At 72.4% G+C, this 21,450-nt stretch carries 12 protein-coding genes; 3 read left to right on the forward strand and 9 right to left on the reverse strand.

The features are described 5' to 3' along the window. Positions 1-53 precede the first annotated feature (53 nt). Together ABEA43_RS06130 and ABEA43_RS06135 are read left to right on the forward strand one after the other, a co-directional pair. Positions 54-3,152 (forward strand): glycoside hydrolase family 2 TIM barrel-domain containing protein, encoded by a 3,099-nt coding sequence (locus ABEA43_RS06130; RefSeq protein ID WP_345559568.1) that lies wholly within the window; start codon positions 54-56, stop codon positions 3,150-3,152. Positions 3,153-3,167: 15 nt separating this feature from the next. After that, a complete protein-coding gene (locus ABEA43_RS06135; RefSeq protein ID WP_345559570.1) occupies positions 3,168-4,931 on the forward strand; it encodes an acyltransferase in 1,764 nt (587 codons plus the stop codon). Here the strand turns inward: ABEA43_RS06135 and ABEA43_RS06140 are convergent. Genes ABEA43_RS06140 through ABEA43_RS06150 form a run of 3 tightly spaced genes read right to left on the reverse strand, consistent with a single transcriptional unit; the run spans position 4,916 to position 10,721 of the window. Then, entirely contained in the window at positions 4,916-6,283 is a 1,368-nt protein-coding gene (locus ABEA43_RS06140; protein ID WP_345559572.1) for a GDSL-type esterase/lipase family protein, read from the reverse strand. The genes ABEA43_RS06135 and ABEA43_RS06140 overlap by 16 nt on opposite strands. Then, entirely contained in the window at positions 6,271-9,015 is a 2,745-nt protein-coding gene (locus ABEA43_RS06145) for an alpha-L-rhamnosidase (RefSeq protein WP_345559574.1), read from the reverse strand. The genes ABEA43_RS06140 and ABEA43_RS06145 overlap by 13 nt, the downstream gene beginning before the upstream one ends. Continuing rightward, positions 9,009-10,721, reverse strand: coding sequence for a glycoside hydrolase family protein (locus tag ABEA43_RS06150; RefSeq protein ID WP_345559576.1), 1,713 nt, complete (start codon positions 10,719-10,721; stop codon positions 9,009-9,011). The genes ABEA43_RS06145 and ABEA43_RS06150 overlap by 7 nt, the downstream gene beginning before the upstream one ends. A gap of 133 nt (positions 10,722-10,854) precedes the next feature. Between ABEA43_RS06150 and ABEA43_RS06155 the strand changes: the two genes are divergently transcribed. After that, positions 10,855-12,885: a glycoside hydrolase family 127 protein gene (locus tag ABEA43_RS06155; protein ID WP_345559578.1), complete on the forward strand. Its 2,031-nt coding sequence runs from the start codon at positions 10,855-10,857 to the stop codon at positions 12,883-12,885. 94 nt (positions 12,886-12,979) lie between these two features. Here ABEA43_RS06155 and ABEA43_RS06160 read toward each other — a convergent pair whose 3' ends face one another. From ABEA43_RS06160 to ABEA43_RS06185, 6 genes are read right to left on the reverse strand one after another with little or no spacing between them, the layout of a single operon-like run. Further along, a complete protein-coding gene (locus ABEA43_RS06160; RefSeq protein WP_345559579.1) occupies positions 12,980-14,290 on the reverse strand; it encodes a glycoside hydrolase family 28 protein in 1,311 nt (436 codons plus the stop codon). Then, entirely contained in the window at positions 14,287-16,425 is a 2,139-nt protein-coding gene (locus ABEA43_RS06165) for a hypothetical protein (protein WP_345559581.1), read from the reverse strand. Before ABEA43_RS06165 ends, ABEA43_RS06160 begins: the two co-directional genes overlap by 4 nt. 50 nt (positions 16,426-16,475) lie before the next feature. Continuing rightward, the gene (locus tag ABEA43_RS06170) at positions 16,476-17,480 is read right to left on the reverse strand and encodes a DUF5605 domain-containing protein (protein WP_345559583.1); all 1,005 of its coding nucleotides are present in this window, start codon (positions 17,478-17,480) and stop codon (positions 16,476-16,478) included. Between the two features lie 5 nt (positions 17,481-17,485). Then, positions 17,486-18,859 (reverse strand): DUF5060 domain-containing protein, encoded by a 1,374-nt coding sequence (locus ABEA43_RS06175; RefSeq protein ID WP_345559585.1) that lies wholly within the window; start codon positions 18,857-18,859, stop codon positions 17,486-17,488. 14 nt (positions 18,860-18,873) lie between these two features. Beyond that, positions 18,874-20,307 carry an ABC transporter substrate-binding protein gene (locus ABEA43_RS06180; protein ID WP_345559587.1) on the reverse strand — a complete coding sequence of 478 codons (1,434 nt, stop codon included), beginning with the start codon at positions 20,305-20,307 and terminating at the stop codon, positions 18,874-18,876. Further along, positions 20,307-21,389 (reverse strand): sialidase family protein, encoded by a 1,083-nt coding sequence (locus ABEA43_RS06185; RefSeq protein WP_345559589.1) that lies wholly within the window; start codon positions 21,387-21,389, stop codon positions 20,307-20,309. Before ABEA43_RS06185 ends, ABEA43_RS06180 begins: the two co-directional genes overlap by 1 nt. Positions 21,390-21,450 lie beyond the last annotated feature (61 nt).

Here is a 21,450-nt window from a genome sequence, read left to right on the forward strand (position 1 = left end):
GATGGCCCTCGCTTATAGGGTTAAAACGTTTTGTCGCACGGAGGGACGTTCGGATGGTCGATTCCCCTGTCGGGTCCCCTGCCGGGTCTCACGTCGGGTCTCACGTCGGGTTTCATGGCGGGTTTCATGAGGACCCCGGGCCTGGCTCCGGGCGGCGGGCGGCCCGCGCGGACTTCGTCTCCGACGCGCCCCGGCTGCCGCTCAACGGCCGGTGGCGCTTCCGGCTCTCGGACACGGCCGAGGGGACCGGGCCCGCGCTGCCGGACCCGGACCTCGACGACGCCTCCTGGGAGACGATCCGGGTGCCGTCGCACTGGGTGCTGGAGGGGCACGACCGGCCGCTGTACACCAACACGGCCTACCCGTTCCCGCTCGACCCGCCGCACCTGCCGGAGCAGAACCCCACCGGCGACTACCGCCTCCGCTTCGACCTCCCGTCCGGCTGGCCCGGCGAGGGCCTGAGCGTGCTGCGGTTCCAGGGCGTGGACTCCTGCGGCACGGTGTGGCTGAACGGCGAGCTGCTCGGGCACTCGAAGGGGAGCAGGCTGCCGTTCGAGTTCGACGTCTCGGGGCTGGTGCGGCCGCACGGCAACCTGCTGGCCGTACGCGTGCACCGCTGGTCGTCAGGCAGCTACCTGGAGGACCAGGACATGTGGTGGCTGCCGGGCATCTTCCGCGACGTGGAGCTGCTGGCCCGGCCGGCGGGCGGCATCGACGACTTCACCGTGCACGCGTCGTACTCCTCCGGCTCCGGCTCCCTCCTGGTCACCGCCGACGCGCCCGGCCTGGTGGAGATCCCCGAGCTCGGCCTTAGCGTCCCCACCGGCGAGCGGGTCACGATCGAGCGGGTGGAGCCGTGGAGCGCCGAGCACCCGCGCCTCTACCGTGGCACGCTCTCGGCGGCCGGGGAGCGCGTCGACCTCGCGATCGGGTTCAGGACCGTCGAGGTGTCCGGCGGGCGGCTGCTGGTCAACGGGGTGCCGGTGCTGTTCAGGGGCGTCAACCGGCACGAGCACGACCCGGAACGCGGCCGGTCGCTCGACCGCGACACCATGATCCGCGACATCGAGCTGATGAAGCGGCACAACGTCAACGCCGTCCGCACCGCCCACTACCCGCCGCACCCGGAGTTCCTGCGCCTTTGCGACGAGTACGGCCTGTGGGTGGTGGACGAATGCGACATCGAGACGCACGGCTTCATCTACGCGGGCTGGGCGGGCAACCCGCCCGACGAGCCCATGTGGCGCCCGGCCCTGCTCGACCGGGCCCGGCGGATGGTCGAGCGCGACAAGAACCATCCCAGCGTCGTCATCTGGTCGCTCGGGAACGAGAGCGGCGCCGGGGCGGCGTTCGCCGACATCGAGGAGTGGATCCGGGGGCGCGACCCCAGCCGGCCGCTGCACTACGAGCGCGATCCCAGCTACCGGCACTCCGACTTCTACAGCTTGATGTATCCGTCGCTGGACGACCTGGAGCGGATCGGGCAGCGCAAGGAGTCCGCGCCTGAGGGCGTGGTCCCGGACTCGGCCGACGACGTGCGCCGGCGCGGGCTGCCGTTCCTGCTGTGCGAGTACGCCCATGCCATGGGGAACGGGCCCGGGTCGCTGGCCGACTACCAGGCGATCCTGGAGTCGTACGAGCGGTTCTGCGGGGGGTTCGTGTGGGAGTGGATCGACCACGGGCTTTCGGGGCGGGACGCGTACGGGCGTACCTACTACCGGCACGGCGGGGACATCGACTACCAGCCGAACGGGGAGCGGTACTGCCTGGACGGGCTGCTGTTCCCGGACCGGACGCCGTCGCCGGGGCTGGGGGAGCTGCGGGCGGCGCTCCAGCCGGTGGGGATCGCGGTCGAGGGCGGCTCGGTGGTGATCACCAACAAGCATGACGCGATCGACCTCGGCCACCTGACGTTCCGCTGGTTCACGGAGGTGGACGGCGTGCGCGCTCCTGTCGGTGCTGGTGCTGGTGCTGGGACCGGCGGCGGGACGCTGGCCGTGCCGCGTTGCCGGGCGAGGGAGAGCGTGCGCGTGCCGCTGCCTGAGATGGCGGTCGCGGCGGAGGGGGAGACCTGGCTCACGGTCGAGGCGGTGCTGGCGTCCGACACGCGATGGGCGCCGGCCGGTCACGTGGTCGCCACGGGCCAGACCCGGCTCGGCACCACCCCCCACCGCCGCCCCACTCCCGCCCTCGACCTCGCCCTCGCCCTCGCTCCCAACCTCAGCCCCGACCTCGACCCCGACTCCACCCCCGACCTCGCCCCCGGCCCTGCTCCCGTATCCCTCCTCGCTCCCGAGAGCAGTGAGGGCGGGGCGAGCGGAAGGCTCAGGCTCGGGGCGGCGGCGTTCGACGGCAGGACCGGCCGGCTGCTCAGCCTGGGCGGCGTCGAGCTGGCCGGACCGGTGCTGGACGTGTGGCGCGCCCCCACCGAGAACGACCGCGGCCAGGGCCCGAGGAACGCGCTGGCCGCCGACTGGGAGGCCGTGGGACTCGACCGCTTCCTGCACAGGACCGGCGACATCGAGCGGCCCGACGACCGGACACTCGTCGTGCACGGCCGCAGCGGCCCGGCGACCAGGACCCTGGGCTTCCGTACCACCTGCACCTGGCGCTGGCAGGACGGCGCGCTGACCCTGCTCATCGAGGCCGACCCGGTCGGCGACTGGCACGACACCGCCTACGGCCACCTCAGCGTGACCCCACCCCGGATGGGCGCCCGCTTCGCCCTGCCGGGCGGCTACACCGAGGTGACCTGGTTCGGGCGCGGCCCCGGCGAGTCGTACGCGGACAGCCGGGCCGCCGCGCTGGTCGGCCGGTATTCGCGCTCGATCGACGCCCTGCAGACCCGGTACGTCGTCCCGCAGGAGAACGGCAACCACGTCGAGACCCGCTGGCTGGAGGTGTCGGGTCCCGGCCTCGCGACCCTGCGCGTGGACGGCGAGCCGTACGTCGACTTCACCGCCCGCCGCTGGACGAGCGAGGCGCTGCAGGCCGCCCGCCGCCCGTACGACCTGACCGACTCCGGCCGGGTCTGGCTGAACCTGGACCACGGACAGCAGGGCCTCGGCAGCGCTTCCTGCGGCCCCGCGCTGCCCGAGCACTACCGCCTGCCGATCCGGCGCTACTCCTGGTCGATGACGCTGACCGTCTGAGAGGACCTTGATCGCATGACAGAACCGTCCAAGTTCGACTTCCGCCCGTGGCTGTTCTGGGACCACGCGACCGAGGAGGACCGCCGTGCGCAGGAGAGCCACCTGGCCGCCCTGCGCGACGCGATCGGCCTCGACGCCGCAGGGAAGGTGTTCATCTCCCCGCTGGCCGCCGTGTCCACCGACCGGCTGCGGATGGGCGACTTCTGCTACATCGCCGCCCACGCCTACGTCACCGACGACGTCTCCATGGGCGCGGACTGCACCGTGAACCCGTACGCGGTGGTGCGGGGGCGGGTGGAGCTCGGCGACGCCGTGCGGATCGGGGCGCACACGTCCCTGCTGGGCTTCAACCACGGCACCGCGCCCGACCGCCCGGTCTTCCGCCAGCCCATCACGAGCCGGGGCATCCGCATCGGGGACGACGTGTGGATCGGCTCGAACGCCGTCGTGCTCGACGGGGTGACGATCGGCGACCACGCCGTCATCGGCGCGGGCTCTGTCGTCACCAAGGACGTGCCCGCGTGGGCGATGGTGGCCGGCAATCCGGCCCGCCCGATCCGCGACCGCCGCACTCCCCGCTCCGCCCCGCGCGACCTGGAGGGACGGCTCGCCGCCTTCGCCGACCGTGCCAGGGAGCAGGCCGGGGAGGTGCTCGCCCGCTGCTGGACGGGCGAGCGGTACGTGGACCGTCCCGGCGCCGAGCCGACCGTACGCGCCTGGGCCGACGCCGTCGAGATCGCCGACCTCCTGCTCGGTGGCCCGCCGCCCACCCCGGCCCGGGAGGAGATCGTCGCGTTCCTGCGCGACCGCCAGGACCCGGCGACCGGTCTGGTCCCCGAGATAGGCGCCCCCGGCTCACCCGAACTCCTGCCGACGGCGATGGGGAAGGCCAACGGCGGGCGTCCCGGCCCGGACGGCGGCGGTCGGGCCGGACTGGACGACGGCGGTCGGCCCGGCCCGGACGGCGATGCCCGGCCCGGCCCGGACGGTGGCGGGCGGCTCGAACTGGAGGGCGTCGCCGCGTACCACGTCCTGTCCGTCGGGTACGCGCTCGACCTGCTCGGCACCGGTTTCGCGCACCCGATCAAGGCGGTCTCCGACCTCGCGCCGAGGGACCTGGTCGCCACCCTCGACGGCCTCGACTGGGCGCGCAACGCGTGGACGGCCGGGTCGTGGGTGGACGCGTTCGGCACCGGCCTCTATCGCAACCTCGCCGGGTTCGGCGTAGGCGGGGAGAACCTGGAGACCCTCTACGGCTGGCTGCTGACCCGCTGCCGTCAGGCCCACGGCATGTGGGGCGAGCCGGACGGGGACGCCGGCTGGCTGCAGGTCGTCAACGGGTTCTACCGGCTGACGAGGGGCACGTTCGCACAGTTCGGGCTGCCGCTGCCGTATCCCGAGCGGGCCGTGGACACCGTCCTCACCCAGGCCCGCGACCCGCGCTACTTCGGCCCTGACACCGGCAACGCCTGCAACGTGCTGGACGTCATCCACCCGCTCTGGCTGACCGGCCGCCAGACCCGGCACCGGCGCGCGGAGGGCGAGGCGTGGGCCAGGGAGCACCTGGACCGCGCGCTCGGCGGCTGGCAGGACGGGACGGGCCTCAGCTTCGCCCTGACCCAGGGGGATGGCGCGGCCCGTACGTCCGGGCTGCAGGGTACGGAGATGTGGCTGGCCATCACCTGGCTGCTCGCCGACTACCTCGGCATCTCCGACACCCTCGGCTACCGCCCCCGAGGCGTCCACCGCCCAGAACCAGCCCTTCAGTATCCGGGCTGATTCGGCCTCGGTCGTCCGGGCTGACTGGCTCGCGGTGGGGCCGGGGCCGGTTGGTCTCGCCGTAGCGTCTGCTGGTTGATCGCCGCAGCCATGGCCAGGTGGCCTGCCGCGCTCGGGTGGAGGTGGTCGCCGCAGTCGTGGCGGGGCAGCAGGCGGGCAGGGTTCGCGGGGTCGCGGAGTGCCGCGTCGAAGTCGGCCAGCCCGTCGAACGCGCCGTCCTCGCGGACGAATGCGTTCACCGCCTGGCGAGCCCGTTCGCCGCCGGGGGTGTGATACTCGGCCCCAGCGAACGGGGTGAGGGTGGCGCCTACCACGCGCACCCCGGCCGCGTGCGCGCTCGCCACGATGCGGCGAAAGGCGGCGATCAGGTCCTTCGCCCGCGCGCCCGCCCCGAGGTCGTTGAGGCCGGCCGCCAGGATGACGGTGTCGATGCCCGGCTTGGTCAGCACCTCGGCGGCCAGCCGGTCCTCGGCCGATCGCCCGGTGCCCGCGCTGAGCACTCGCCCGCCGGAGACGCCCTCGTTGGCCACGGCCAGCGGCCACGACTCCAGGAGCGCCCGGTCCGCCAGCAGGTCAGGCCAGCCGTGGCCGGTCTCGGACCCGACCCCGATGGCGATCGAGTCCCCGAGCACCGCCACACCGAGCACCACCACGCCCGATACGGCCGCCGCACCCGGTCTGACCGTGGGTGCGGTGAGTGTCACCGCGTCCAGCCAGTGCCAGCTCGCTGCCTCCCCAACGTAGGCGTCCCCGCTCTCGTCCGCCGCGTGGTCACCGGGGATCGACCGGTAGGCGGGGGCGGACGGTGGCTCCGGCGGGCGGGCGGGAGTCGTGGCCCGGTTGCGGCCGGTGATCGTGTCGCATGACCCCCTGAGATAGAGGCTCACAGCGAGGCGGCTGCGCGGTCCCGCGCCTGGTACCGCGCCCGGTCCCGCCTCGCGCCGCCCCAACCCGTCCGGCCGCATCCCGTCCGGGCGCATCCTGCCCGGCGGCATCGCGTCCGGCCGTATCGCGTCCGGTACCACCTCGTCCCACACCATCGCGTCCGGCAGGGAGTCGCTAAGTGCTGTTGTCCCCGGTGGCAGCGTCACTTCCGGTCGTCCGTCGAACGTCACCAGCCGGTTCGACCCCGCTACCAGCGCCGCCCCGGCCAGGGGCACGCCCACGTACACGTGCCCGAACGTCACCGGCCGCGTGCCGAAGGCGTTGGTCAGGCGTACCCGGAGGTCCGTTCCGGCGGCGCTGACGCGGATGACGTTGCGGACCGTGAGGTCACGCAGGCCGCCGCCGCCCAGGGCTTCGGCGGCGGCGGCCCACGTCGTCACGGTCCGGCCGCGCGTCAGCGCTCCCACGCGGCGGTGAACTCGTAGACGCCCGACCCGACCCGGCACACCAGCGCCGAGCCGGCGACCCCGACCCGCTCGACGGGCGGTGGTGCCGCGTCCATCACAGCGTCCCCCACAGCGTCCACCACTGGGGCGCCCGACTCCCGTACCGACGATGGGTCCGTGGTGGGCACGTGTACGGTCGCCACCGCCCCAGGCGGGACCCGCACGGACAGCCGCAGAGTGCCCCCGTCCACCTCCCACCGGCTGCTCAGCCGCCCCAGCGGCGTGTCGTAGGCCGCCGACGCCCACCGCAGGGATCCGCCGGGCAGCGGCCGGACGACCGGGCGGCGGAAACCGGTGGACGAGGACTCCTGCCCCAGCCCGGCCACGCCGCTGTAGAGCCACTCGCCGACCGAGCCGAGCGCGTAGTGGTTGAAGGAGTTCATCGCGACGGGACCGAAGCCCGCCTCCTCCGTCCAGCCGTCCCACCGCTCCCAGATGGTGGTCGCGCCCCGCTTGATCGAATACCCCCACGACGGGTACCGGTCGTCGTGCAGCAGCGCGTACGCCAGGTCGGCGCGCCCGTGCGCCGACAGGACGGGCCCGAGGAGCGCCACCCCGGCGAACCCGGTCGTCAGCCGCCGCCCCCGCCGCTCCAGGTCGGCCACCAGGTGGCCGACGGCGGCGGGCACGAGCTCGCCGGGGACCAGGGAGTGCGCGAGCGCCAGCAGGTAGCCGGTCTGCGTGTCCCCCGTGATCCGCCCGTCCCGCGACACGAACTCGCGCGCGAACGCCTCCCCGATCCGCGCCCGCAACGACGCGTAACGCCCGGCGGACGGGTCGCCGAGCACGGCGGCGGCCTTGGCGGTCAGGTCGGCGCTCAGCGCGAAGTACGCCGTCGCGAGCACGTCGCGCGAGGTGGTCACGCCCGCCTGCAGCCAGTCGCCGTAATGGCTGCCGACCCGGTTCCGCCAGATCAGGGCGGGATTGTGGCGTTCGACGTAGTCCACCCATCGGCGCATGCTGGGCAGGCTGTCGCGCAGCACCCGCTCGTCCCCGTACACCTCGTACAGGTGCCACGGCACGATCGTGGCGGCGTCACCCCAGGCCGGGGTGCCGTGGCGTTCGGTCATCACGTGCGGCACCACGTCCGGCACCGCGCCCTCGGCCGTCTGCGCGCAGCGGAGGTCGGCCAGCCAGCCGGTGAAGAACGCCGCCACGTCCGCGTTGTAGCAGGCCGTGGGCAGGAAGACCTGCGCGTCCGCCGTCCAGCCCAGCCGCTCGTCGCGCTGCGGGCAGTCGGTCGGCACGGAGACGAAGTTGTCGCGCTGGCTCCATCGGAGGTTGCTCATGAGCTGCCGCACCATGGCGTCCGAGCAGGAGAACTCACCCGCCACCGGCGTGTCCGAGTGCATCGCCCGGCCTGCGACCTCGACGTCGGCGTGCCCGCTGACCTCGACGTAACGGAAGCCGTGCACGGTGAAGCGCGGCTCGAACGTCTCCTCCGCCCGCCCCGCCGCCACATAGTGGTCGGTGGCCTCGGCCGAGCGCAGGTTGGCGGTGTAGAGGTCGCCGTCGTCGGTGAGCGCCTCGCCGTGCCGGAGCGTGACACGGGAGCCCCGCGCGGCGCCGCGCAGGGTCAGGCGGACGCGGCCGGCGATGTTCTGGCCGAGGTCCACGATGGTGCGGCCGTCGGGGGTCACGCGGGTCTCGGCGGGTACGAGGTCCTGCGTCACCCGTACGGGCTCGGCGACGGACGGCACGAGCACGGCGTGGTCCGTGTCCGCGACGCGCGCCGGAGCCCAGAAGGAGTCGTCGAAGCCCGGAAGGTCCCAGCCGTCGTGCTCCAGGCGGGCGTCGTACCACTCGCCCATGAGCAGGTCGGCGTAGCGCAGCGGCCCGCTGCTCTCGCGCCACCGCTCGTCCGTGCCGATCACGGTGCGGGAGCCGTCCGCGTGCTCGGCCACGATCTGCGCGAAGAGCTGGGGGTGCCGGCCGTAGCGCTGGGCCTGCTGCCGGCCGTCCCAGCCGAGGCTGCCCGACCACCAGCCGTCCGCCAGCACCGCCCCCACGCACAGCGGCCCGTCCCCGGCCAGGTCCGTGACGTCGTAGACCTGGTACGGGATGCGCTGCCGGTAGTCGGTCCACCCCGGGGTCAGCTCGCCGTCGCCGACGCGGTGGCCGTTGACGCGCAGCTCGTACAGGCCGCGTGCGGTGCAGGCGATCCGGACGGCGGTCGCCGGGCGCAGGTCGGCGACGCGACGGAAGCAGCGGGGCGCGGGCAGGTGCGCCGTGCGGTCGGTACGGGGCTCGCGGCCGTCCGTGGGCGGCTCGAACGGCGGCTCGGTCTCGGGGTCGTGCGCGATCCAGGCCGCCCGCCAATCGTCGGCGTGCAGCACCCCCGTGTCGAACCACGACCGCGCGGACTCGCCGTCGCGCACCTCGACCTGCCAGGTGTAGCGGGCGAACGACGCCAGCGGCCCGCCCCCGTAGTCGGCACTGACGTCCTGGCCGTCGATCCAGCCGCTGTCCCAGGCCAGGACGCCGCCGGGCCCGTGCACCCGGATCCGGTGGCCGGTCGGGGCGTCGCCGCGCCGGTCGGAGGCCAGCCGCCAGGCCAGCCTGGGTGTGCGCGTGCCGATGCCGAGCGGGGTCCGGAGATGCTCGCAGCGCAGGTCGTACGGGCGCAATGTCGCGGCGGCGGGCGGCGCCGGCAGCGACCAGTCGTCCGGCATGGGCGTCTCCGCCTTCACCATGTCCACTCCTTCGCGGGCCGGGACAGCTCGTAGTCCCGGCGTGGGGCGGTGGGATGAACCTTGCGCCCGCTGTACATCGGGCGCGCGGTCCCCTCCGGGCTGATGCCGATCACGTCGTCGCCGCGCCAGCGCACCTGGTACTCGCGGCCCGCCGCGACCTCGGTGCTCGTGGACTCCGGGACGGGGAACGTGACCGTGACCCGCTCGCCGCGACGCGGGGCGCGGATGGACAGGTAGCCGTCCGGCGCCCACGCCCCGGCCTGGGTCCCGTCGAAGGAGCCGCTGCCGCCGTCGCGGGTGACGCGGATCTTGGCGTACCCGGCCCAGCTCGGCACCCGGAGCCGCAGCTCGCCCAGGTCCTCGTGCACCTCCAGGTCCACCCGCCCCTCGTGCGGCAGGTGACTGAGCACGGTGACCTGGCGGGTGGCCCTGGTGAGGAGCAGGTTCACCGAGACCGTCCGCTCGTCGCCGGTGACGATGGAGTTCCAGCCCCAGAACAGGCCGCGTACGCCGGAGCCGACGCAGCACGCCTGCACGTCGGCGGTGTGGCCACGGCCCAGCTCGACGTCGCAGACGTAGTCGTTGGGGGCGCCGTACCCGGCGAAGGCGCCGAGCACGCGCTCGCCCACCCGTACGTGCGTCGTCCAGCCCGGCTCGTCGCCCGAGGCGTCGGGCGCGGACTCGACCCAGCTCAGATCGAGGAGCTGCGACTCGGCGAGGTGGTTGCGCAGGAACCGCTCGACCACGCCCCAGTAGGCGGTGTGCCCCGACCGGGCCAGCGTGATGCCGGTGCCGATGAGGTCCACCAGGGAGCAGCTCTCGTGCTCGTACCGCTGGTCGGACAGGTCGCCGGGGGTCCAGCCGAACGCGGTGGCCTGGCCGAGTGCCCAGTCGTAGCTGCGGCGGGCGAACGCGGTCAGCTCGTGGTCGCCGGTGTGCGCGGCGTACCGGGCGAGACCTTCGAGCGTCCCCAGGCGGGTGTGGAAGTGGCCGCTGCGGTACGCGCGGGCCGCGTTGAAGCTGCCGTCCTCGTTGTACACCCCGCTCTTGTGCACGATCAGCCGCGCGAACCACCCGCACAGCTCCAGCGCGTCCTCATTGCCCGTCGCCTGGTGATAGCGCAGCAACGGCATGATCAACCGGCCGCTGAACGAGGCCGGATCGGGGGCGAGGTGCAGCGCGACGGCGTTGGGGGAGGGCCAGCCGTCCGGGGTGTACTCGGAGGCGGGGTAGAACCACACGTCCCGTTCCTTGATCGCGATCCGCTTGAGCGCGGCCACGTGCCGGTCCACCAGCCGCTTGGCCTCGGGGTCGCCGTCGGAGACGAACCAGGTAGTAAGCGACAGCAGCACGGCCCGCTGATCGATGAGGTTGGCATTGGCCGGCCAGCCCACCTCGGGGCGGGCCAGCCGGTAGCTCAGCCCGTCCGCGCCGAAGAAGCCGGTGAGCCTGGTACGGAAGCCCCGCTCGACCTCCCGCCAGGTGTTCTTGCCCGTCATGTGCCTGGCCAGCAGGCAGGCGTCGAGCAGCCGGCCGTGGCTGGAGCCCCAGTCCCAGTCGCCGTGCCGCAGCACCGCAGGGCGGGCCAGCAGATCGGCGCTGAAGTACGGAATGCCGCCCATATCGTCGTCCGGCAGCCCGGCCACCGCGTTCATCGCCAGCTCGGCCCGCTCTTCGAGCAACACCGTGTCGGGAATCTCCGGCATTTCCATCCCTTCGCATAAATATTCATTGCTGCATATATGTCGCATTCAGCCTCCTTCGCCCCACTCATGACGTCAAGAGGTGTATAAATATTCATATCTTGTTGGATATGTTCCGCTGAGGGAAGATGGCCGCATGAGCGATGATTCGGTGGTGCGGCCGCGCCCGGAGGCGGCGGTGACCCTGCGACCCGTCTCGGGAGGGCGGATCGAGGGCGGCTTCTGGGGCGCACGTCAGCGGGTCAACCGCGAGGTCACGATCCCGCTGGGCGGCGAACGGATCCGCGAGTCCGGCGCCTTCGCCAACCTGGAGCTGACCGCCCGCGGTGCCGGAGGGGAGCACCGCGGCAAGGTCTTCGCCGACTCCGACGTCTACAAGTGGCTGGAGGCCGTGGCCTGGGAACGCGGCAGGGCCGACGACGACGGCCTGGCCCGGTCGTACACGGAGGCCGCCGCCCTGGTCGCCGCCGCCCAGGCTCCTGACGGCTACTTGCACACCCACACCCAGCTCACCGGCCGCGAGCGCTACTTCGACCTGGCCTCCAGCCACGAGCTCTACTGCGCGGGCCACCTCATGCAGGCCGCCGTCGCGGGCAGCCGCGCCACCGGCGACCGCAGGCTGCTCGACGTCGCCACCCGCTTCGCCGACCACCTCGTCAAGGACCTGTCGGACGACGCGCTCGACGGGCATCCGGAGGTGGAGACGGGCCTGGCCGAGCTGTACCGGGAGACCGGCGCCCGGCCGTACCTGGAGCTGGCCGCCCGCATGGTCACCACCCGCGGGCGGGAGTTGCTCCCGCTCAAGGGACACCACGGGCCCGGCATCCGCCAGGACCGCGTCCCGCTGCGGGAGGCGACCACGGTGGAAGGGCATGCGGTACGCGCGATGTACCTGGCCGCGGGGGCGACGGACGTCGCCGTCGAGACGGCCGACCTGGGACTGCTGACCGCGCTCGGCGATCAGTGGCGCGACCTGGTGGCGGCCAAGACGTACCTGACCGGAGGGCTGGGCGCCAACTGGTACGGCGAGCAGTTCGGCGGCCCGCACGAGCTGACCCCCGAGACCGCGTACTGCGAGACCTGCGCCGCCATCGGCAGCGTCCAGTGGTCGTGGCGCATGCTCCTCGCCACCGGCGACCCCGCCTACGCGGACCTGATGGAACGCACCCTCTACAACGCCGTCCTGCCCGGGATCTCGATCGGCGGGGACCGCTTCTTCTACGTGAACGCGCTGCGCGTGCGCGCCGGCGCCAACCCCGACGACCGGCGCGCGCCCGCCCGTGGCCGCCAGGACTGGTACGGCACCGCGTGCTGCCCGCCCAACGTCATGCGCCTGCTCTCCTCCCTCGACCACTACATGGCCACCCGGGACGAGGACGGCGTCCAGCTCCACCTGTACGCGCCGGGCGTGATCCGGTCGGGGGACGTCCTGCTGGAGGTCGAGACCGACTACCCGTGGGGCGGCCGGGTCGAGATCGTGATCCGGGAGGCTCCCGACCGGCCATGGACGCTCACGCTCCGCATCCCGTCGTGGGCCGAGAGCTCGGACGTGGCCCTCACGCCCACCGGCGCGCATGGCCGCACCGCCGCCGGCGGGCGCACCGCTGCGGACGGGCCTGGCACGGAGGGGCGGCCTGCCGGAGATGGGAGGGCGGCGCATGGTCAGCCCGGCGCGGAGGGGCGGCCTGCCGGGGATGGGCGCAATGCGGACGGGCGGTCCGGCGACCCTGGCGGGCTTCGCCGCGTCCGGCGGACGTGGCGGCCCGGTGACCGGGTCACCCTGGACCTCGCCGTCCGTCCCCGCCTGACCGCCGCCGTGCCCCGCCTGGACGTCGCCCGCGGCCAGGTCGCGGTCGAGCGCGGCCCGCTGGTCTACTGCCTGGAGCAGGCCGACCACCGCGGCGTGATCGTGGACGACCTGTGCGTGGCGGACGCGGACCTGCGCGACGGCACCCCGATCACCGGCCTGCCCCCCGAGGTGGTGCCGGTCCTGGCTCGCGGCCGGGCCCACGTGCACCGGCAGGCCGACGGCGGCTTCCCCTACCGCACCGCCGCCGCCCCGCTGGAACCGGAGCACGAGGGCCCGATCGACCTCACGTTCGTCCCGTACTACGCCTGGGCCAACCGCGGCGCCGGACCCATGACGGTCTGGGCCCCGATGCACTGACCTCCAGGTCGCCAAGCCCCGGCCGGTCGCCAAGCCCCCGGCGGGCCGCCCAGCCCGCCGCCCGCCGCCCGGTCCGGGCGGTGGGCGGCGGGGGCTATCGGGTCGTCGGCTCGCCGACCGTGACGCCCGTGACCGCCAGGTCCTCGACGTCGCTGACCACGTCCGCCCGCTGCACCCGCGCGAACGAGCTGTCCCTGATCGTGATCCCCCGCAGCGGCTGCTCGGGATACCCCCGCAGCAGGTACGCGCTGCGCGTGCGGTCGCTCCGCACCCCGGCGACGTGGACGTTGCGCACCGGCGGCGGGTCATCGCCGTTGTGCCCGTCCCCGTGGTAGAGGTCGATCGAGACGGCCTCCTTGGTGAGCTCGCTGATCTCCACGTCCGCCACGAAGACGTTCTCCACGAACCCCCCGCGCACCGAGTTCGTCTTGATGTACAGACCGAAGTACAGACCGGGGCCGCCCCACCGGCAGCGGCGCACGAACACGTTCCGGATCCCGCCGGTCGTGTCCGTGCCGATCGCGACAGAGCCGTACCGGTAACGCATGTCGCAGTCCTCGATCAGCACGTCCTCGCACGGCACCCCCACCCGCCGCCCGTCCGGCCCGCGCCCCGCCTTGATGGCGATGCAGTCGTCGCCGACGTCGAACACGCACCCCGAGATCACCACAGACCGGCACGACTCGGGGTCGCAGCCGTCGTTGTTGGGCCCGCGCGAGTAGATCGACACGTTCCTGACCAGTACGTTCTCGCACCGGACCGGATGGATCTCCCACATGGGGGAGCGCACGATCCGTACGCCCTCCACCAGCACGTTCCGGCACAGGTACGGCTGGATCATGTTGGGCCGCAGGTAGTGACCGGCCCCGAACACCCGCTCCTCGACCGGCACGCCCTCGGCGGCCATGCGTTGCAGGACGTCCCAGTCACCGGCCTCGTGCGGCGTCCCGGGCTTCCAGCCGAACTCCGGCGTGCCCACCCACGGCCACCAGTGCTCAGGACCGGCCCCGCCGTCCAGCGTCCCCGCACCGGTGATCGCGATGTTCTCCTGGCCGTAGGCGTAGATGAAGGGGGAGTAGTTGTAGCACTCGATGGCCGAGAACCGGGTGTAGACGGCCGGCAGGAAGTCGGACGGATCCGTGCTGAACAGGATCGTCGCGCCCGCCTCCACGTGCAGGTCCACGTTGCTGAGCAGGTGGATGGCACCCGTGAGGTACGTCCCCGGCGGCACCCGCACGTGACCGCCGCCCGCCTCGTGGCACGCCTCGATCGCCGCGCGGAAGGCCCCGGTCCACAGGTCCGCGGGGCCGAAGTCCGTCACGTCGAACCAGCGGCCGGGGAACTCCGGCGGGCGCACCCGCTCCCGCAGCTCGTCCGCGTAGCGCCAGGCCTCTGCCTCGTTCATGACACCTTCCTCATGCGCAGCGCGTGGTAGAGCGGCAGTGCGATCACCCAGGACGGGTTCCAGGTGTTCGCCTCGCCTTTGCGCTGCCAGTTGGTCTGGAAGAACCCCTCGCCCTGCTCCCCGGGCACGTCGAAGCCCCAGTCGCCGGGCTCCTGGCAGATGCCCTGGCCCAGGGCGTGCAGGATGCGGTCCGCCTGCTCCGCGTACCGGGTTTGCCCGGTCGCCAGGCCGAACTCCTTCAGCTCGGAGGCCGGGAAGAACACGTCGAGGTGGTGGTTCTGCACGCTGACCGACGGCCAGCCGCACGCCTTGAAGCCGCGCCGCTCGAACGTGCTGCCCGCGTCGAACTCGGGCGACCACACGTAGACGAACGTCAGCAGCCAGTCGGCCGCCGCCTGCGCCCACTGCGCGTACAGCTCCCTGCCCGTCAGCCGGTACATCTCGTAGGCGGCCAGGAAGTAGTACATCCCGGCCTCCTTGTCCTCACCGGAGGCGTCCAGGGTGGCGTGCGCGAACGGCCGCTCGAACGTGGCCGCGTGCAGCCGGTGGTAACGGCTCAGCACCTCCTCGGCGCGCAGCAGCCACACGCGCTCGCCGCTCAGCCGGTACGCGCCCAGCATGGCCTGCACGCACGCGATCCCCGCCGCGCTAATCATCTGCGAGACCGGCGTGCCCTGCGGGGTCCAGCCGAGCGGGACGACGCCCTCGGGCAGCCTGGTGTGCCAGAAGAGCGCGGCGGCGTCCTCCACCGCCTCCTGCCAGGCCGGCGGCACGTCCAGCCCGGCGTCCCTGAACTGGACGGCGAGCCCGGCCAGGTCCGCGATCGTCTCGCCGTGCGCGCGGCTGGAGACGAAGGCGGCGTCGTCCTTGCGGAACATCTCCCATCGGTCGTCGTCGAGCAGATAGCGGCCGTGGCGCAGGCCGCGTACCGGCGTCGCGCTGCCCTCGACGTAGAAGTCCGCCGCGCGGCGGGCCCGCTCGACCCGTTCGGGCTCGTCGCGCTCCAGGCCCAGCTGGGCGTCGCAGCGGGCCAGCTTCAGGCACTGGCCGGTCCACCCGTACAGGTACGTACGGGGGCGCCGGTGGCGGGTGCCGGCGTAGGCGAGGTAGCCGTCGCCGGCCCAGCGCGCGTCCATGGCGTTCGTCTTGAGGCGGACGATGTCCTCCGCGGACAGCGGCCGGGCGCCCTCGTCCCGGTAGAGCTGCGTGCCGACGAGCTTCCTGAAGCCGAAGCCGCGCGCCTCGACCGGGCCCCAGTCGAGGGTGTGCTGGGTGGTGATCGTCGCGCCCGGGGCCAGGTCGCGGTAGCCGATCGGCTCGTTTGCCACCTCCGCCTTGCTGACGTAACAGACGTCCGGCTGCCCGTCGAACGCGATCACCCCCGTCAGGGCGGCCACCGTCAGCCCGGGGGCGCGGACGACGCCGAGGGATCCGTAGGCCACGGTGCCGTCCGCGGCGCGGGTGGCCTCGGGGTGGGCGAAGAGGCTGACGTAGCGGTCGTCCCAGGCGGCGTTGACGGCGGGGACGGGCAGGCGGTGCTCCTCGCACACGAACCCGTCGCCTGGCCGGTCGCCGATGCGGGGGACGCGGCGGTCCGGGTCGGAGGAGGGGTTGCCGTTGTAGAGGACGCCCGGCATGGTCACGTGGGCGTCGTCGGCGGGCAGGGGGAGCAGGAGGCCCGCCGCCACGTCGGTGATCTCGTGGTCGGAGTCGTTGCGCCAGGTGGTGGTGAGGGTGAGCAGGCCGTCCTGGGTGAAGGCCAGCTCAAGCCGCGCACCCAACGCCCCGGCCCGCGCCGTCACCACCACCGCCCCGCCAGCCTCCGCCGCGCCTGAGCCCTCCGCCCTGCCTGGGGACTCCGCGCCGCCCGCGTCCGCCGCGCCGACCGTGGCCTGCTGGAGGCGGACGGTGCCGGGTTCGGCGGGCTCGATGCGCCACGGGCGGCCCGCCGAGGCGGTGAGCAGGCCACGCAGCGGCGCCCGGAGGTGCGGCCCGGCGGCGTCGCGCCGCAGCAGCCGCACCTCGGGCCCGTCCGAGCCCGCCACCACCTCGACGACCTTCCCGCCAGGCTCGGCGATGACGACCAGCGGCCCGTCCAGCAGGTCGCCCGCTGGACCGCCCACTGGACCGCCCACTGGGCCGTCCGCTGGGCCGCCGTGCGCGAACAGTTTCGCGGCGTCGGCCGTCACGGGACCCGCCGGATCCGGACGGCCTGCCCGGTCGTGCCGGGCAGCGGGACCTCGATGACCCCGCCGCCCTCCCGCACCCCCAGCGAGCTGACCGTCATCTCCCACGTGTCGATCACCTCGACCTCGTACCGCCCCTCGGGAACGTCGTACTCCCGCTGCGGAAAGCGATGCTCACCGCAGAACTCCAGGTAGTAGGACCCCTCGGCCACCAGCCGCGGAGCGTCGTGATCGTGGTAGCGAGCCGCGGCCGGCGTCTCGGCGACGATCCGCCGCAGCAGCGCCAGCCGTGGCACGGCCGCCCCGGTGAGCAGGCCGCCGTCCGCCGACCACGTCAGCCCCTCGTCGTCCGCGTAGGACTCCCCGTGGGTCACCGGCCGCCGGCGCGCGGCGCCGTCCCAGGCCATGCCGACCACCTCCTCGGGCGTCAGGCTCAGCCAGGGATCGCCGGCATCGCCCTCGTACCCGCACATGTCCATGAGGACCGGCAGGTGGTGCTCGCGCGTCGCCATCCAGGCGTCCCGCGGGCTGCCCGCGTGCACGCTGCCGTGCGTGAACCCGCGCCGCCACAGCAGCGGCGACCCCGCCTCCACGGTGATCGACAGCGGGTGGTGACCGGGGTCCTGCTCGGCCACCAGCGCGGCCAGGCGTACCCAGTCGTGCTCGGTCAGGAAGGGGAAGCGGGCGGGATCGGCGGCCAGCGACCACCACACGTTCGGATGCGCGGCCAGCCGCGGCACCACCTCCGCCACGTACCGTTCGGCCGCGTCCACGTCGCCGACCCCGTCGGACGGGTGGAAGAGCACCAGCTCGGCGGTCACGCCGATCTCCGCCAGCTCCCCCACCCGCTCCTCCAGCGAGTCGAGCGTGCACCGGGTGGCGAACGCCGCCATCCGCACCCGGTCGAACGGCGCGGACTCCAGCGTGGCGAGGGTCTGCGCGCGCCGCTTCGCACCTTGCAGGTGCCAGCCGAGCGCGGTGGTCCCCATCGAATCGGTGATCATCGGCCTCACACTCTCGTCATCCGCAGCGCCAGGTACGGCCGGCGCGGCAGCGCCACCCGCACCCGATCCCGGTGCACCCCGTCCAACGGGACGATCGTCATGTTCCAGGTGTCGATCAGCTCGACCCCGTAGCCGCCGTCCTGCGGGAGGTCCACGGTGACGTGGGCCGGTTGCCGCCGCCCCAGGTAGCGGAGCTGGACGCCGTCGCGGCGGTCCTCCATGACCGTGCGGAGGAAGGCGATCCTGGTCGGGCTCTCGCCGTACAGACCGCCGCCGTTGCCGATCCACGCCCGCTCCTGGAATCCGGCCAGGGACTCGCCGTGCCCGACGTACCCGCCCCTGGACATGCCGGCCCAGAACCGGTCCATCAGCTCGGCGCCGGTGACGTTGCCCCAGCGCTTGCCGATGTTCCCCTCGTAGGAGATCTCGTCGATCACGACCGGCTTGGCGCAGGCCGCCAGCCACTCGCTCGTCAGCGTGGCGTCCCAGTGCTGGATGCTCTGGTGGGTGATCCACGGCTTGTTGCCGTCGTAGACGGGCGCGACCTCGTACATGCGGGTCCCGTTGTGGATCGAGCGCAGATGCTCGTACGGGTCCAGCCGCTGGATCGTCCGCAGGATGTCGTCCCAGTCGGCCACGGTCTTGGCCCGGTTGAAGTCGTACTCGTTGGCCGCCGACCACCACACGTTGCGGAAGGCGGCCAGGCGGGCGATGACGTGGCGCAGGTAGGCGTGGTCGGTCTCCCGCCCCATGTCCTGCACCCCGCGCACGCCGCCGTCGTACGGATGGAAGAGGATCACGTCCGCCTCCACCCCGAGGTCCCGCAGGTCGCGGACCCGCTCCTCCAGGTGGCGGAAGAACACCGGGTTGAACCGGGTCTTGTCCAGACCGTCCGGATCCTGCCCGGCGAACGGCACCTCGGGCGGGGACATGGGCCCGGTCGGCAGCACGCACATGCGCAGCTTGTTGAACGGCGAGGCCGCGAGCGTGCGCAGCGTCTGGCGCTCGCGCTCCTCGTCCAGGTCGTGCGTCCAGTGGTACGCGGTCGTCCCGAACGGCAGGTACGGGGTACCGTCCGCGTACTCGAAGTCGATCCCCACGGCCCGCACGGGCCCATGGTTGGCCGGAGAAGCGGCCGTCACGGAGAACTCTCCGGACAGGCCGTCCAGCTCGGTCACGTTACTGACGGTGGTGTAGCTCCACGGACCCACCGCGTCCGGCATGAACCGGACGCGGTAGACGCCGTCGCCGTCGTAGAAGCCCTCGGCCTCGACGATGCGATTGCGGAACTGGTAGCGGGCAGACAGGCGAACCTCAGCGAAGGGGTTGCCGCCGGCCGGCCCGGCCAGCTCGATCTCGTGGACGCCCCAGCGTTCCACGATGGGGGACAGTGTTACCAATCCTTCCCGGATGCGGCCTGAGACTTGATGTAGTTGGGGATGTCCTGCTGCTGGGAAAGGGTCAGCGCCTGCTCGGGCGTCCCGCCGTCACGCAGGATGTGCTGGCGGTAGACCGACCACAGCGGCAGGTCCCAGTACTCGGTGTTCTGGTAGTTCGACACGGCGGCGTTCTCGCCCCAGTAGACGGCCGAGGTGTCGATCTTGGCCAGCTCGGGGACGGCCTTGCCGAAGCTCTGCACGACCTTGTCGGTCTGCAGGACCGCCTTGACGCCGTGGCTGGAGAGTTCGGTCTGGCCCTCCTCGGAGACCAGCCATTTCACGATCTGCAGCGCCTGCTCCTTCTTGGGCGAGGACGGCGGGATGAACGCGGCCCGCGTGTTCGGCTGGTAGGTCGTCTTGGAGCCCGACTTGAGCACCGGGATCGAGCTGACGCCGATGTCGACGCTCTTGGCCTGCTCCGCGAAGGCGGCCTCGTCCCCGTCCTCGATGAACAACTCGCTGCCGGCGTACATGCTCAGCCGCGACAGCGTGTCGACCGCCATGGCCAGGTGGCCCGGCTGGCTCATGTCGCCCTTGAGGAAGTCGTTGACGGTGGTGAAGTCGTTGCGCGGGATCTCCAGGAAGCGGTAGAGGTTGTCCACGTACGTCTTCCAGGCGTCACCGCTGATGTCGGCCTTGACGTCCTCGGGCGCGGGCTCCTCGCTCGTCGTCGGCAGGAACGGGTAGAGACCGGCCTGGTTGAAGTCCAGGTACTGGTCAGGGTGCTGCATGTAGCCCTTGTAATGATCCAGGCCGTCGTCCCTGGTCAGCTGCTTGGCCTTCTTGTACGCCTCGTCGTACGTCATCCCGGGCTTGGGGTGCTTCACCTTGAACTTGTCGAAGATCTTCTTGTTGTAGAGCAGCACGTGCTCGTCGATGAACAGCGGCACGCCGTAGATCCCGCCGTCGGAGCGCGACTTGGTCAGCTCCACCGCGGCCTTGTTCAGGGTGTTCAGGTCGATGCCGGCCTTCTGGAGGTCGGGGGTGAGGTCGCCGACCCAGCCCAGCGGCTCGAGGTCGCGGTCGATGCGGCTCTTCGGGTCCTCGATGATGACGTCCGGGGTGACCCCGGCGGCCTTGAGGTCCTCGTACCGCACGGGGTAGTCCCACGTCGCGTACTTGATCTTGACGTCGGGGAACGCCGCACGCAGCTTGCTGCCGATGATCTCGTCGAAGACCCTGGTCGCGGCTCCCTGCTCATCCGCGACGGTCGCCTCGAACGGCTTGTAGTTGGCCGCGAAGATGAACAGTTCGTCGTCGCAGACGCTGAACGGCAGCTTGTACTTGTTCGGCACGTCCTTGCACGCGGCGGCCGAGGCGTTGGCCGGGACGGCGGTGACACTCAGCGCGAGCGCCAGCAGGGCGAGACCACGGACCTGGTTCCTCATCAGTTCCCCTTCGCAGGCGCGTAACTGCACTGGCGCACGACATTCCGCCGGACGCCGTTCTTGAATTCGGTGCTGGTGTGCTCGGGCCAGTTCGAGATCAGGCCCACCGAGTCGCGGAGATACTGCTCGTTGAACACCACGTGCCGGATGTTGTTGCGGTTGTAGGAATAGACCAGGTGAATGAAGCCGTCAGCGCTCTGCGTCAGCACCGGATAGGTGAACTGCGGGCCCGACTGCGCCTCCACGTCCACGGTGTTCTCCCACGTGCGGCCCTTGTCGGGAGACAGCGAGAGCCGCATGGGGGAGCGGTGCTCGACCCAGGGGTTGTAGGCCAGCACGAGGTTGCCGTCGGCCAGCTTGAGCGCGGCGACGCGCGAGTTCGGGTTGCCGATGGGCTCGGCCACCGGCGCGCTCCAGGTGCGGGCGAAGTCGGTGGACTCGCTCTTGTAGATCGCGCCGTCGCCGGTCCGCAGGTACGCGACCAGCCGGCCCGGCTCGACCTCCGCCACCGTCGGCTGGATCGAGCCCTTGGGCGTGCGGATCCAGCTCCCTTGCTCCTCCGGGTACGCCTTCCACGTGCTCATGTCCTGGCTGAAGACGTAGAAGCCGGAGCTGGAGCCGGACTCGTCGTAGATCGGCAGCAGCACCTCGCCGTTCGACATCCGGATCGGGTTGGTGCCGACCATCCACCCCCATTCCTTGCGGATGTAGGCAGGGTCGCTCCAGGTGTGACCGCCGTCGTCGGAGGTGATCAGCCGGATCGGGGCCTGTTCCCAGCCGTGCCCCTCGATCGTCACGAAGAACAGGTAGAGCCGCTTGCCGTCCGACCACAGCACCGGGTTGCCGTCGGCCTTGCCGGGCTCGTCGAACACCACTTCGGGCTTGGACCAGGTCTTCTTGCCGGCCGCCAGCCGCGACAGGTAGAGCGCCTGGTTGGCCGAGCCCTCCGAGGTGCCGCCGTAGTAGACGGTCAGGATGTCGCCCTGCGGCGCCTGGGCGATGGCCGCCGCGTGCACCTTGGGCACGTTCGGGTCGGGGGCGGCGACGTCCTGGCGGCAGGCGTAGGCGCCGGTGGGCTCCACGCGTACCTCTCCCACGTCGTCGGTGACGTACGCGGGGACGGCAACGGCCGCCGCCAGCGCG

Source organism: Nonomuraea rosea (assembly GCF_039539705.1).
In the GTDB taxonomy this organism is placed as follows: Bacteria; Actinomycetota; Actinomycetes; order Streptosporangiales; family Streptosporangiaceae; genus Nonomuraea; species Nonomuraea rosea.

What these genes read in the sequence shown, in the direction of transcription:
- ABEA43_RS06180 (WP_345559587.1), bottom strand. Translation starts at nt 20,307, where the DNA reads ATGAGGAACCAGGTCCGTGGTCTCGCCCTGCTGGCGCTCGCGCTGAGT.
- ABEA43_RS06135 (WP_345559570.1), top strand. Translation starts at nt 3,168, where the DNA reads ATGACAGAACCGTCCAAGTTCGACTTCCGCCCGTGGCTGTTCTGGGAC.
- ABEA43_RS06150 (WP_345559576.1), bottom strand. Translation starts at nt 10,721, where the DNA reads ATGCCGGAGATTCCCGACACGGTGTTGCTCGAAGAGCGGGCCGAGCTG.
- ABEA43_RS06170 (WP_345559583.1), bottom strand. Translation starts at nt 17,480, where the DNA reads ATGATCACCGATTCGATGGGGACCACCGCGCTCGGCTGGCACCTGCAA.
- ABEA43_RS06155 (WP_345559578.1), top strand. Translation starts at nt 10,855, where the DNA reads ATGAGCGATGATTCGGTGGTGCGGCCGCGCCCGGAGGCGGCGGTGACC.
- ABEA43_RS06145 (WP_345559574.1), bottom strand. Translation starts at nt 9,015, where the DNA reads ATGGTGAAGGCGGAGACGCCCATGCCGGACGACTGGTCGCTGCCGGCG.
- ABEA43_RS06130 (WP_345559568.1), top strand. Translation starts at nt 54, where the DNA reads ATGGTCGATTCCCCTGTCGGGTCCCCTGCCGGGTCTCACGTCGGGTCT.
- ABEA43_RS06160 (WP_345559579.1), bottom strand. Translation starts at nt 14,290, where the DNA reads ATGAACGAGGCAGAGGCCTGGCGCTACGCGGACGAGCTGCGGGAGCGG.